The 12827-nt window shown below is 51.5% G+C and carries 16 protein-coding genes, 1 tRNA gene and 1 pseudogene; 9 read left to right on the forward strand and 9 right to left on the reverse strand.

Annotation, left to right across the window (positions count from 1 at the left end; translation table 11 throughout):
• The first annotated feature begins 44 nt into the window (after positions 1-44).
• Genes SIC18_RS11820 through SIC18_RS11835 form a run of 4 tightly spaced genes read left to right on the forward strand, consistent with a single transcriptional unit; the run spans position 45 to position 1622 of the window.
• Positions 45-419 carry a YkvA family protein gene (locus SIC18_RS11820; RefSeq protein ID WP_048346844.1) on the forward strand — a complete coding sequence of 125 codons (375 nt, stop codon included), beginning with the start codon at positions 45-47 and terminating at the stop codon, positions 417-419.
• A complete protein-coding gene (locus SIC18_RS11825; RefSeq protein WP_048346845.1) occupies positions 416-745 on the forward strand; it encodes a hypothetical protein in 330 nt (109 codons plus the stop codon). Before SIC18_RS11820 ends, SIC18_RS11825 begins: the two co-directional genes overlap by 4 nt.
• Positions 746-785: 40 nt before the next feature.
• Positions 786-1043, forward strand: coding sequence for a hypothetical protein (locus tag SIC18_RS11830; protein WP_413429738.1), 258 nt, complete (start codon positions 786-788; stop codon positions 1041-1043).
• A gap of 6 nt (positions 1044-1049) precedes the next feature.
• Positions 1050-1622 carry a phosphate-starvation-inducible PsiE family protein gene (locus tag SIC18_RS11835; protein ID WP_250395213.1) on the forward strand — a complete coding sequence of 191 codons (573 nt, stop codon included), beginning with the start codon at positions 1050-1052 and terminating at the stop codon, positions 1620-1622.
• Here SIC18_RS11835 and SIC18_RS11840 read toward each other — a convergent pair.
• Positions 1585-2004, reverse strand: a pseudogene (locus tag SIC18_RS11840) (Nif11 domain/cupin domain-containing protein); the annotation flags it as partial. The gene SIC18_RS11835 and the pseudogene SIC18_RS11840 overlap by 38 nt on opposite strands.
• 138 nt (positions 2005-2142) lie before the next feature.
• Here SIC18_RS11840 and SIC18_RS11845 point away from each other — a divergent pair.
• On the forward strand, positions 2143-2469 hold the full coding sequence (locus SIC18_RS11845) for a c-type cytochrome (RefSeq protein WP_413429740.1): 327 nt from the start codon (positions 2143-2145) through the stop codon (positions 2467-2469).
• Here the strand turns inward: SIC18_RS11845 and SIC18_RS11850 are convergent.
• The 4 genes from SIC18_RS11850 to SIC18_RS11865 form a co-directional block, all read right to left on the reverse strand.
• Positions 2445-2714 carry a YciI family protein gene (locus SIC18_RS11850; RefSeq protein ID WP_048346849.1) on the reverse strand — a complete coding sequence of 90 codons (270 nt, stop codon included), beginning with the start codon at positions 2712-2714 and terminating at the stop codon, positions 2445-2447. The genes SIC18_RS11845 and SIC18_RS11850 overlap by 25 nt on opposite strands.
• A gap of 160 nt (positions 2715-2874) precedes the next feature.
• Positions 2875-3621 carry a tryptophan synthase subunit alpha gene (trpA, locus tag SIC18_RS11855; protein WP_413430551.1) on the reverse strand — a complete coding sequence of 249 codons (747 nt, stop codon included), beginning with the start codon at positions 3619-3621 and terminating at the stop codon, positions 2875-2877.
• A gap of 88 nt (positions 3622-3709) precedes the next feature.
• On the reverse strand, positions 3710-4057 hold the full coding sequence (locus tag SIC18_RS11860; protein ID WP_413429742.1) for a DUF3007 family protein: 348 nt from the start codon (positions 4055-4057) through the stop codon (positions 3710-3712).
• A 5-nt stretch (positions 4058-4062) separates the two neighbouring features.
• A complete protein-coding gene (locus SIC18_RS11865) occupies positions 4063-4314 on the reverse strand; it encodes an NAD(P)H-quinone oxidoreductase subunit L (protein WP_048346851.1) in 252 nt (83 codons plus the stop codon).
• A 57-nt stretch (positions 4315-4371) separates the two neighbouring features.
• On the opposite strand from SIC18_RS11865, the gene SIC18_RS11870 reads away from it, so the two are divergent.
• The 3 genes from SIC18_RS11870 (at position 4372) to SIC18_RS11880 (ending at position 8895) form a co-directional block, all read left to right on the forward strand.
• Positions 4372-4457 (forward strand) — tRNA-Leu (locus tag SIC18_RS11870).
• A gap of 67 nt (positions 4458-4524) precedes the next feature.
• Positions 4525-7242, forward strand: a complete 2718-nt coding sequence (locus SIC18_RS11875) for an MGH1-like glycoside hydrolase domain-containing protein (protein WP_413429745.1) — start codon at positions 4525-4527, stop codon at positions 7240-7242.
• 51 nt (positions 7243-7293) lie between these two features.
• Positions 7294-8895 (forward strand): GMC family oxidoreductase, encoded by a 1602-nt coding sequence (locus SIC18_RS11880; protein WP_413429747.1) that lies wholly within the window; start codon positions 7294-7296, stop codon positions 8893-8895.
• On the opposite strand, the gene SIC18_RS11885 is transcribed toward SIC18_RS11880, so the two are convergent.
• Both SIC18_RS11885 and SIC18_RS11890 read right to left on the reverse strand, forming a co-directional pair.
• Positions 8892-9383, reverse strand: a complete 492-nt coding sequence (locus SIC18_RS11885) for a DoxX family protein (RefSeq protein WP_048348243.1) — start codon at positions 9381-9383, stop codon at positions 8892-8894. The genes SIC18_RS11880 and SIC18_RS11885 overlap by 4 nt on opposite strands.
• 49 nt (positions 9384-9432) lie before the next feature.
• Positions 9433-10263: a VOC family protein gene (locus tag SIC18_RS11890; RefSeq protein WP_413429749.1), complete on the reverse strand. Its 831-nt coding sequence runs from the start codon at positions 10261-10263 to the stop codon at positions 9433-9435.
• 103 nt (positions 10264-10366) lie between these two features.
• Here SIC18_RS11890 and SIC18_RS11895 point away from each other — a divergent pair, with 103 nt between their 5' ends.
• Entirely contained in the window at positions 10367-11164 is a 798-nt protein-coding gene (locus SIC18_RS11895) for an SDR family NAD(P)-dependent oxidoreductase (RefSeq protein ID WP_048346854.1), read from the forward strand.
• 246 nt (positions 11165-11410) lie between these two features.
• Here SIC18_RS11895 and SIC18_RS11900 read toward each other — a convergent pair whose 3' ends face one another.
• Together SIC18_RS11900 and SIC18_RS11905 are read right to left on the reverse strand one after the other, a co-directional pair.
• Complete coding sequence (locus tag SIC18_RS11900; protein ID WP_413429751.1) at positions 11411-12358, reverse strand: SMP-30/gluconolactonase/LRE family protein; 948 nt, start codon at positions 12356-12358, stop codon at positions 11411-11413.
• An 11-nt stretch (positions 12359-12369) separates the two neighbouring features.
• On the reverse strand, positions 12370-12825 hold the full coding sequence (locus tag SIC18_RS11905) for a cupin domain-containing protein (protein ID WP_048346856.1): 456 nt from the start codon (positions 12823-12825) through the stop codon (positions 12370-12372).
• Positions 12826-12827: the final 2 nt, after the last annotated feature.

A 12827-nucleotide genomic window follows, 5' to 3' on the forward strand; every position in this document is an offset into this window, starting at 1 on the left:
CAGTGATAGTGGAGAAATCTTGACTACCCAACGCTGCATCGTTCATGACTGATGCCTCTTCCTGCACTGATTCCGTTTTTGAAGCTGACGTGATCGACAGCTCCGTCATCGATGAGGGAGTGTTTCAACGACTATTAAGGCGCGCGGGAAGGACGATTGCAGCTCCAGCCCTAGAAGCCCTCGAGATGGTGCTGGATCAGAGCACTCCTCCTCAGGCAAGGCTCACGATGCTGGCAGCGCTGGCCTACCTCCTCATACCGACCGATCTCATCCCCGACTTTTTGCCCGTCGCGGGTTTTAGCGATGACCTTGTTGCCTTAACAGCTGTGATCGGTTTATGCAGTAAGCACATCACACCGGACATTCGTCTACGGGCACAACGCAGACTGGATCGATGGTTTCCCCTCGGACGCTCATGAACCCCTGGTCTCCCGACGTTGAGGAAGAGCTGACCTCAATGTTGAAGGATTGGCTGAAACAGCAGGGTCGAACCCAAGCCGATCTTCGCCGAAGCCTCCGAGCAACCTCAACACGCATGCCCGCTCTGATGGAAGTGCTTGAACGAGAGCATCGGCTCGGAGGACTGCCCCGGCTCGCAGCAAAGCTCTGCAGCATCGAAGCTGATTGGATCAATCAGGCTCCCGCCCATGCCAACGCTTCCGCAGGCGACTTAACGACCGACACGGATCCATTTGGCCAACTCGATCTCCTTCTGCGCGAAATCCGCGACGATCGCGGCAACTGAGCAAAATCACAGGCAAAGTGGTCTTAGATGCCTTCCTGCCTTGCGTTTATCCGCTTCCCTCGTCTTCAGCATCGGACTCATGGCTGGTGCTGGTTTCTGTGTTGTTGCTCCCCAGATGGCGAAGGCTCAAACGGAAACATGGCTCCTTGGACCTAACAGCCGCTCGGGGCCAAGCAGCACTGTGGTGCCAACGGATTGCGTCACGGGAGACGACGGCTCGATCACCTGCGATACCAAGATCGAAAACCCCGCAGGTACAACCCCTGCCAAGCCTTACTACTCCCCATTCACCAACTGATCAGCCGTGCCTCAGGCCCGTCGCAAACGTCGATCCTTCCTGCTGCTCGTCGACTCCGCAGAGCAACAAGTAGCCAAGCTGCTCACGGTCATCACAGCCGTGGTGATTGTGGCCGCCCTGATTCAACTCACGATTCGGGTCAGCCTTGCGCTGATTTATACCGAGCGCAATTCCTATTGGCTCGGTGATGGGCTGATCAAAATTCTTGGAGATCTCCTCACCGTCCTGATTGCCCTTGAAGTTCTTCAGAACGTCACCAGCTACCTCAGGAAACATGTCATCCAGATTGAGCTCGTTCTGGTAACAGCTTTAACGGCTGTTGCCCGAAAAGTGATTGTTTTACCTGCAGGATCTGAAAACAAACCGCAACTTCTGATTGGGCTTGGTATCGCTTCGATTGCCCTTGCCGGCTCCTACTGGCTCGTCAAACGCTCAAGCCCTCTTGATTCAATGGCAAGACAGGAGGACTGGAATTCACAGACCAATACAGAGCGAGCCATACAGTCCCAGGATGAGGATCTGTCCTCGCCAGGCGGTGGCGACGATGGGCTGCAATCAAGAGCTGATCTCCCGCGCTGAGATCGACCCATTCATCGGGATCCTTGAATTGCAATCTGGCACTACCGCGCAACAGGGTTAGCCACTCGTTTTCAGCCTGGTCGTACCAGAACTCCTTCGGGCTAGAAGCCGCGCATGACTCAATCCGCATCAACCGCCAACCACGGCCTTGGCAAAGCATGCTCTCTTGCTCCTCTCCGGGTTCCAAACCCTGTCCGAGGAACAAGTTGTTAGGCGGCCGATCAATCACTGCTCTCTCTTCATCTCCCCAGCGCCGAGCGATTTCAAACCCCCAGGACCGGGCCAGTTGCACGACTGAGTTGTGATCGTCACAAGCAGCGAGCTGCTGACGTCGCTCAGGATGATCGCGAAGTGACTGAACCAAGCCATTCAAATGATTCACCTTCTGCAGGAATCGCTGAAGATCCTTTTCGGCCAACTGGAAGTTCCCTGAATTCTCTAATCCTGCCAACAATCGAGACAAGCATCAGCACTTCGCAGAACAAGGAAGCAAACTATTGCTTGACCAGCATCTGTGAGCATGATTTCACTTCTGTCATCAATTCTGCTTGCCGTGATGCTGGTATGGCCATCGACTGCACTTGCAGTTGAGTCGGGAGCCTCCTTATTTCAAAACAATTGCGCTAGCTGCCACCCCAATGGCACAAACATTATTCGTCGAGGGCGCACACTCAAGATCAAAGCATTGCGACAACGTGGACTCGATAGCAGCGAGGCCATCGCACAAGTTGCCCGAGAAGGAATCGGACAAATGAGTGGTTACGCCGATGCCCTTGGAGACGGTGGGGATGTGGTTGTAGCCGAATGGGTTTGGCAACAGGCTCAAAAGGCTTGGACCCAGGGATAAACATCCAGCTGCGTCCAAATTCCTTCACGCCAATACACATCTTGTTCAAGGAGGGCACAGACGCTGGCTTTGCTGTCTGATTCAAAGATGGCAAAGACATGAGTGCTTCCTTCCGTAGGGCCCAACGTGATTAATGTTCCCTGTTCTTTAAGAGCACGCAGTCCAGCAAGATGCTCATCTCGAAAAGGCTCACGCTTTTGAAGTGCGCCATCACAATATGTACCCCAAAGAACGAAGCGCGCCATTGATCAACCCTCCCTTAAGTGTTTTATTGACAATAGAATGGCATCTTTACACTGCATAAATCATTTAAATCGATTGAATCGTTGTTGACAATCACATTAAGAAGCCTCTGGTTCGATTTCGATCTCTTTGGACAACAGCTTCGATAAGCAAGCCAGATCATCATCCAGCAGCATCCCTCAATTGCCTGCAAAACTCTCCGGCCTCTAATGCGGCTTTCCCGGGCGCTGCAGCGGCAATGCGTTTCACCAGAGCACTGCCCACAATCGCACCATCAGCTCCCCACTGTTTCACTTGCAAAACTTGTTCAGGACCAGAAATCCCAAACCCAACAGCCACCGGACCGCTGTTACAAGCCTTTAAATCGCGCACTAAAGACGCCACGCGATCTTGGAGCTTCACGCGCTCTCCAGTTACACCGGTCACACTCACCAAATAAGTGAAACCACGGCTGGATTCAGCAATTCGCTGCATCCGATTCTGTGGTGTTGTCGGTGCAACGAGCAGCACCAAATCCAGTCCAAACGTCGCAGCCAAAGGCGACAATCTCTCCGCTTCCTCCAAAGGAAGATCAGGCACCACTAAGCCTGCAGCACCAGCAGCAGCAGCATCCGCAAAAAAGCGCTCCGGCCCTCGATTGAGTAGCGGGTTCGTGTAGGTAAACAGAATCACAGGCATGCTGAGCTGATCTTTCAACCCAGCCAACATCTCGATCACTTTCGCTGGCGTGGTCTTTTGCTCCAAAGCCCGAAAGGCAGCAGCCTGAATCACAGGACCATCTGCCAGTGGATCCGAGTAGGGGATCCCTAGCTCAACAATGTCAGCACCATTGGCTTGAAGGCTCAGAAGCAGATCAGCAGTTGCGCTCAAATCTGGATCCCCTGCCATCAAAAATGGCATCAATGCCATGCGTTGCTCCTGAGCCGTTCGGGAGAAAACCGCTTCAATCCTCGAAAATTGATCCGTCACAGAAAGCAGAGGGTCTGATTAACGGAGCCTACGGTTTAGTGGTCTGTTCCGCTTCGGACTCATCCAAATTGAGAGATGCGAGCAAGGCTTGCTGCTCATCCGGGCTTAAGGCATCAAAACGAGCCTGAAGCTGCTCTGTTGTGAGTTGGTCGTATTCCTTTCGGTAGCGGCGTCGCTGCTGCATGTAGGTCATCTGTCCAGTCACCACCCTGAAGAGGTAGGAGCCTGTCCAACCCACAACAATCACCACCAACACAGCTTCAGCAGCGATTCCTGCTGAAAACCCCTCAAACCCTGCAGCCTTAAACAGCCAGAAACCAACACCCCCAGCGAGTAAGAGACCCAGACCAAGCTTGAGAACACCTGCACGCGTCAAGGGACTTAAACCTCCCCTTGGCCGCTGAGGCGGAGATTAAGGAATGGTGCGAACACAATCATCCCCGGGAAGAAGAAGAACACCAGGCCGTACACAGAGAAGCGCTCGATCTTCCCCATCACATGCCAGCGCACATTCATCCAAAAGAAGAGTAGGAGTGGCATCACAACGAGGTAGAGGCCACCCAAAGCCGCATAGCCACCGATCACAAGCAGCGTGTCTAAGGAAACCGAAGACAGAAGATTCTCGATGGACACAGAAGACGACCTGGTTAGGGTGAATCTAAGATGTCGAAGCGAGCTTGCATGGCACGCGGGGGCGTGGCGGAATCGGTAGACGCACGCGACTTAAAATCGTTTGGGCTGAAAAGCCTGTGGGGGTTCAAGTCCCCCCGCCCCCATTAGGTCTGACGTGGTCAAGGCCGAGCACACTTCCTAATTTGAGAGCTCGCACCGATCGGTCGAGTGATGTCCAGTTCCGTCAACGCGCTCTCGACCCAAAAGCGGGAAGAACCTCCTCATGAGATCCATCGCTGCAAAGAGCGTGAGGCTGGGGATGTCGCATGGAATTTATGGGGGACCTACCTCAGCGACCGTCAATGGGGCACCGTTCGGGAGGATTATTCCGCTGACGGCAATGCATGGGAGTCATTTCCCTTCGAGCAGAGCCACCTACGCACCTACCGCTGGGGAGAGGATGGCTTACTTGGCTTGAGCGACGTTGAGGGATTGCTCTGCTTCGCGCCTGCACTTTGGAACGGTCGGGATCCAATTCTCAAGGAACGATTGTTCGGCCTCGGGAATCCCGAAGGCAATCACGGTGAAGACATCAAGGACACGATGTATCACCTGGCAGGAACACCAACCTGCAGTTATGCCAAAGCCCTTTATCGCTACCCACAAGCAACATTTCCCTATCAACATCTTCGTGATGAAAACAGGCGTCGCTCCCGCGACGAAAAAGAATATGAGCTAGTCGATACAGGAATCTTTTCAGACAATCGCTTTTTCGACATGGAAGTCGAATATGCAAAAGCTGATGCCAAAGACATCTTCATTCGCCTCACCATCACAAATCACAGTGATGAATCATCCGAGCTACATCTCTTACCTAGCCTTTGGTACCGCAACACCTGGTCCTGGGGAGATCCTCAGTCGAGACGGCCAAACTTGCATCTCCAAGGAAACAGTTTGGTGTCGGAGGCCATTGATGGCCTTGATGCTTACGAACTGAACTGCAGTGAAAAGGGCACGTGGCTTTTCACAGAAAATGAAACCAATACTCAGGCTCTCTGGGGCGAACCCCTGACTCAGCCTTACGTGAAAGACGCCTTCAACCGCTATCTAATTAACGGGGAACAGAACGCCGTCAATCCAGCTCAGCAGGGCAGCAAAGCCGCTCTTCACCTCCATCACACTCTCGCCGCAGGAGAGTCTTGGGTTGTGCATTTACGACTGCGTCGACAAAGCGACCAAGCAACGAACCAAACATTGCCAATCGCTGCAGCGGACAGCGCACGTTTGGTTGAGATGCGATACCTGGAATGGAAGCATCATCAGGAATGGATTGCTCCAGGTCTCAACGACGAAGACCGCGCCATCCACTCTGCTGCAGGAGCAGGGCTGTTCTGGTGCAGAAAATTTTACAACTGGAATGTCACTCGCTGGCTAAGAGGAGACAACAACTCAACTCGCCCTCCCAAACAACGCTGGGAAACTGAAAACGCTTACTGGAAAACATTACGCGCTAAAAATATTATTTCCATGCCAGATTGCTGGGAATACCCCTACTTCTGCCAATGGGATTTAATGTTTCACGCCGTCGCTTTTGCAGAATTCGATGCTGCTGAAGCGAAGCAACAATGTCGAATGCTAAGACAGGCCTATTACACAGCAACAAATGGTCAATCCCCTGCCTACGAATGGGCACTTTCTGATGCCAATCCACCCATTGGTGCCTGGGCAGCCCTGCGTATCTTTCAGATCAGCCGCCGCCACACAGGAGAAGGAGACTATGCCTTCTTAAGGGCAAGTCTCCGAGAGCTATTGCTCGAATATGGTTGGTGGACAAACAGAACTGATCGCAATGGAGACAACCTGTTTGAGGGAGGCTTCCTAGGCCTCGACAATATTGCCATCTTCGATCGACGCTATCCTCTTAAAGACGGAAGTCGCATCGAACAATCAGATGGCACAGCCTGGATGGGGCTCCTGAGCCTTAACTTGCTACAAACAACGGTGATTCTTGCAGAAGAAGATCGAGAAGAATACATCGAACTGTGCTCACGTTTTGTTCGCGATTTTACTCGTCTAACATATTCTCTAAATAGTTCTGTTGGCCGAGGATTTGTTAACTGGGACGATAAAGATGGCTTTTATTATGACGTTCTCAAGCGCCCTGATGGCTCTACTGATTATCTGCGCACTAGATCGATTAGTGGTCTCATCCCACTTTTAGCTGTCAATAGCTTTGCCGCCAGCAGCGTAAAAGCTATTCCCTCTCTAGACGTTGGCCTACATCTCGCCCAGCTCGAAGAAGAACGGGGAGCACCTTTCGATGCAATCAGCCACCTTGGATCCTGGAATCACGATCGCATTTTGTTCTCCATCGTTCCACCTGAAAGACTTAGGCGCATTCTTAAACGCGTTTTCGATGAAGAAGAATTCCTTTCCCCTTATGGAATCAGAAGCCTATCCAAAGCCTATGAAAACAACCCATATTCATATCAACAGGGTGATGACTATGCTTCGATTAGCTACAGCCCTGCAGACAGCCCCATAGCAATGTTCGGAGGAAATTCAAATTGGCGTGGGCCAGTGTGGATGCCAATTAATTTCCTATTAATCGAGGCTCTTCAGAAATTTGGTCATTTCTTCGGCGATGATTTCAAAATAGAGTTCCCAACAGGTTCTGGACAAGAAATGAATCTCTGGGAAATTTCTCTTGAACTAGAGAAGCGCCTTATTGGAATATTCAGACGGGATGAAAACCAACGCAGAGCCTTCAATGGTGATGTTGAACTCTTCCAAAATGACCCCCTATGGCGTGACTTATTCCTATTCAATGAATATTTTCATGGCTGTAATGGATCAGGGATTGGAGCGAGTCACCAAACAGGCTGGACCGCAATCGTTGCAAAAATGATGACGCAACTTCAGCGTTGGCAACCCAACAAAGAAAGCTGACGCAACGCGCCAATCTGACTACCTTGAAAATGATTTACCCAGATCAAGATCATGGTTTGCTCCACCCGATCGACTGCGCGCTGTACGTCGATCGAACCTCAAGGAGAAGACTTTGATGTTGTGATCATCGGAAGTGGCGCTGGGGGTGGAACTCTGGCCAGGGCACTTGCCGATTCCGGCCATTCGATTCTGATCCTCGAGCGAGGTGGATGGCTGCCAAGAGAACCTCAAAATTGGGATCCGGTTGAAGTGTTCCAAAATGATCGTTATGTCTCCAAGGATCTTTGGGAAGACAAAGATGGGACATCCTTCCAACCAGGAAGCCATTACTTCGTAGGTGGTGCTTCAAAAATGTATGGGGCTGCTCACTTCAGGCTGCGTGAGCGTGACTTTGAATCGGTGATGCATGTTGATGGAGAGTCACCGGAATGGCCGATCAAATATGACGTTTTTGAACCCTATTACCGCAAAGCAGAAGAGTGGTATCACGTGCATGGTTTAAGAGGCGAAGACCCGTTTGAACCCCCTGCATCGTCTCCTTATCCCTACGAACCGATTAGCCATGAACCCCGAATGCAAAAGCTGGTCGATGACCTTCGATCTGCAGGACTAAGACCTTTTCATCAGCCCACAGGTGTTGCTCTCAACGAAACATCGCCAGCATTTAGTGACTGCGTGCGCTGTAACCGCTGCGATGGTTTTCCCTGTTTGGTGCATGCAAAAGGCGATGCTGAAGTGATGGGAGTGAGGCCAGCGCTCAATCATGACAACGTTTTCCTCCTAACCAATGCCGAGGTTGTTCGGCTCAACACCAACTCCTCGGGCCGTGAGGTCAGTGAAGTAGTTGTGAATCACGAAGGCAAAGAACGGCATTTCAAGGGAAGTATTGTTGTGATCTCTGCAGGGGCCGCGAATTCGGCTCGTCTGCTTTTAATGTCAGCTAATGAGGCGCACCCCCACGGATTAGCCAACAGCTCGGATCAGGTAGGAAGAAACTATATGTACCACAACTGCAAAGCAGTTGTGGCCTTAGCGCATGAGCCAAATGACACGGTGTTTCAGAAAACGGTAGCCATCAATGACTGGTACTTCGGAGACAACGATTTTGATTTTCCAATGGGTCATGTGCAAATGACGGGCAAAACCAATGGGGCCATGATGAAAGGATATAAACCACGACTGACCGCCTTAGCTCCGACTTGGAGCATGGACAAACTCGCAGAGCATTCCCTGGATTTTTGGATGCAAACAGAGGATCTACCTCGGTCATCCAATCGTGTCACAGTTAATCATGAAGGTAAAATTCATCTGAACTACACCCCAACCAATAATCAAGCATCGCAGGAGTTAATCTCAAGGTTAGAAGGATTACTAGACAAGCTGTACCTAAAAAATCACTTAGCAGAAAGGCAGGTGTACTTTGCATCAGCCATGGAGCTTGCGGCAGTAGGCCATCAATGCGGCACTTGTCGATTTGGTCAAGACCCAAAAACCTCTGTCCTAAATCTGAATTGCCGCACTCATGATGTCGACAACCTTTACGTTGTTGATACCAGCTTCTTCCCAAGCAGCGCAGCGGTGAATCCATCTCTCACCGCTATCGCTAATGCCATTCGCATCAGCGATCACCTGCGTGAGCGACTCAACGGTTAAGCCAGAAACTGTTGCAAACGTGGAGCAACCCAAAGCAGATCAACACTGATTGGCCCTCCACCTGATGTCATCAAAACTGAACACATCACCACATACATCGCTGCTTTTTCCCAACTAGGAGGCTCTCCAACTCCCATAGGGCCTGCGTAATCTCCCTGAGGGATTTGAAAGGGATCAGGGGCGATAAAGGGAAAGCCATTGCGAAGCTCCAAGACAACGGCATAAATCATCGACACAGCAATGGCCATTGCCGCTAATGGCGTGAGGAACCCAACCACTAAAGCGATACCTCCAGCCCACATTGAAAAGGCCGAAAGAAAGCAGAGCCAAGCGGGAGTTTTCATCGCATCAGCCCAAAGGCCAAGGTTGCTTAATTTCGTCCAGCCATGACGAATGAAAACTAAACCGGTGAAAAGGCGAAGCAAGATCAAACCACTGGATGCAAACCCCAAAGAGGAATCAGGAACCAGAAGAGAAACAACGTCCATGAGTTTCACCACGATGCACAAACATTACAAACAGTTGTCGTTGTAGTCATCAAGGATGAAGCCAAAGGCGATGACCATCAGGATCCACCAACAATTGACCTGTCGCCAAGGTGGTGTCCCTTACCAGGATCTGAGCATAAAGAGCATCTTGAGGATGCAAATCAACGGAGGACGGTCCTATCGGTTCAGGCTGCACGTAACGAAGAAACTCAACTCCACAACCAGATCTTCCTCCAACTCCATGAATCACAACCTCAGCAGCGTCCAAATCATCAAGCCGTTGCTGCTCCACACCCTGGTTGTAAGAGGCGTATCGCAACTCCAATCCCAACTCGCGAACATAAAAGCGCAGGCTCCGATCCGAATCAGAAACAGCGATTGCACTGTGATCAAGCCCCTGAAATAAAGACTCGCCGGATTGATGCCAACGGGGATCGCCCATCCCCTCTGGGAAAAACAAGAGTTCCATCGCATGGCCGCAAGCATTTCTGAATTTCCACGCTCCAACCCCATTGGGCAGATATTGAGGTGCAGCAGAAATGGGGGTCACAACAGGCGCCAATCTCTCAGCAGCCCTCAGCAAATCACGCACCACAATCGCGACATGTTGAAACCACAGTGTGTTCGACGGCCCTGGATCCACCTTGTGGCGTAGTGGTGCCTCCGGGAAGTGAATGATTTCAATGCGTTCATGGCCCAACAAAAAAGGAGTGATCTCTGCCCGACCGGCGCTCAGTCCAAAACGCTGCACAGCGGCCTCTTTCTCGAGACATTGCCGAGGTTGCGCAACAGCTCCGAGAGCATCGAAAAGGGGTGCTAGTGCTTCAGGTTGAGGGGCTGAAAACGCCACACCCTCAATCCGTCCAGATTGTGAAACCATCTATTGTCCTGGAAACCTTTGTCTGTTGATAGCAACAAGGCTTACCGATTAACTGCCAGGACTGACAAAAGCGGCTAATTGAAGAGTAGATCTAAAAAGAGCCATGACTCAGGTTCCCCACGCTTTAGCTTCCCTCTGCCTGCAGGACAAAGTCATTGTTGTCACAGGCGGAAATTCCGGTATTGGCAAAGCAATTGTTGAAGTGGTGGGAAGCCTGGGCGCCAAAGTCGTGATCGACTACCGCTCTCATCCTGAGCGGACTGAGGAATTAATCGATGAAGTGGGCGAACTCGGTGGTCGATCGATTGGTGTTCAGGCTGATGTCAGCAAGCTCGAGGATCTACAACAGTTAATCGATACCGCTGTACAAACATTCGGAAAAATTGATGTGATGGTAAACAATGCTGGTATCGAAACGCGTACATCGATTCTGGATACCTCTCCAGAAGACTTTGACAACGTTATGAATGTGAATTTACGCGGTGTATTCTTCGCTACTCAATACGCTGCAAAACAGATGATTAGCCAAGGAAGTGGTGGCCGAATCATCAATATCTCTTCAGTCCATGAAGATTGGCCTATGCCAAATAACACCCCATACTGCGTCGCCAAAGGGGGCGTTCGCATGCTCACACGCACGGCTGGAGTGGAACTCGCAGGCAAAGGCGTCTCCATCGTGAATGTAGGCCCCGGAGCAGTTGCAACCCCCATTAACGACTCCACCATGAACGATCCAGAATTACTAGCCAAATTGAATGCAGCCATCCCGATTGGGCGTATGGCACAGCCAGCGGAAATCGCTTCAGTGGTTGCCTTTTTGGCCGGGAATGGAGCCAGCTACATGACAGCCACTAGCGTGTTCGCAGATGGCGGGATCATGATGAGCAGCCCTGGGCTCTGATCGCGAAGGCTTCGCAGTTCATCATTCGCATCGGATCAGGTCCACTGAATCACCATCTTCCAAAGATGTCCCTCAAGTTCCTTGCCGGCAGCAAGGGCCTCGAGGGCATCCGGCGAAAACGTCAAGCTCGCTGATGGCTGATGCACCAGGATGTCCAAAGAGCTGAACTAAAATCTATCGTCGTCGCCATGGCTGCAATGTCGTCGAGACAAGCTGCTCATGGGGTCGAAAGTTGACCTTGATTCATTAGGACAGAGCAGGGTGCTGCAGCCCCCTTGTGTTGACATAAATGGAATACATAGTGTCCCAGCTGCACAAAAACAGCCGATTGCCATTCACACCACCGAAGCAGAGGTTGCCGACCAGACGTGGTGTAGCAATCCGGCCCAGCAAAGTTCCATCGGGAGCAATGCAATGGACCCCGTTACCAGCACTGCTCCAGACATTGCCGATCGCATCCACACGAATTCCATCGGCGTTGCCATTGTTGACTCGGTGGAAATCTCGGCGGCCCGAGAGCTTCGAACCGCCTTCCTCAACGTCGAATAGGTGGATCAGGGGATCAGGGGTCGAATCATCCGGGGCACAGGTATCGACGACATACAGCATCGACTCATCAGGTGAAAAGGCAAGCCCATTTGGCCCTTTCACCTCGTCTGGAGACGTCATGGCCTGGAGTGAGCGATCCGCCGGATCAAAGCGATAAATCACCGCTGGCTGACAGGAGTGCCGACGCCCTCCTTCGAAATCATTGACCAGCCCATAGAGAGGATCACTGAACCAGACAGTGCCATCACTCTTGACCACAACATCATTGGGGGTGTTTAAAGGCTGGCCCTGATGAGAGTCCACTAACGAAACAACCTGACCGTTGTGTTCTGTTCGCAGCAAAGCACGATGACCATGGCTGCAAGTCAGTAACCGGCCCTGACGATCCCTTGTTTGCCCATTAGGGAAGCCAGCGGAATGTCGAAAAATACGGAGACCATTGCTTTCATCCCAAGACAAAATCCGATCGTTTGGGATGTCAGACACCAGTAGCCGCTGCTGGTCACCGAACCACACCGGCCCCTCCAGCCATCGGCAACCGTCGAACAGTTTCTCCAACTGTGCGTTGAACAACACCAATGAGTGAAATCGAGGATCGACCACTTCGACACTGGTCTCGACAAACTCACTGCGATACACGCTCATTGTTTGTCCTTTCAGCTGAATGATCCTGGAGGAAGATTTCTCCAAGCTTGATCATTGCGCTGGATAATCAGTTGCACACAGGGTTCATCGCCAACCTGCGCGGAAAGATGTCCAGTGCGTCCATCTGGCGTCATGATGCAACCCTGATCTCCGCCGTACGAATATTCGCCAGCTTTCATCAATGCAATCTGCCCATCCATACTCGTCACAGTCCAGGCCCCACGCAGCACATAAATCCATTTTGGCTCAGGATTCTCATGCCAAGGCCCCACCCAGCCGACCGGCAGATAAGTAACAAACGCATTGCCATCCTTCATCAAACCTCTTGAAAACTGAGGTGAATTGCGCTCTCCCAGACGACCAAGAGTGAACTGACTAATCGTGCAACTCTCTTGCCGACTGATCCCATCGGCATCCGTCCAGAGATGCCAATAGGTTTCAGCAACAGGTGCCAGAGGGTCGCTCATGA

It is taken from the genome of Synechococcus sp. Cu2B8-bc1011, from assembly GCF_047302735.1.
In the GTDB taxonomy this organism is placed as follows: Bacteria; Cyanobacteriota; Cyanobacteriia; order PCC-6307; family Cyanobiaceae; genus Synechococcus_C.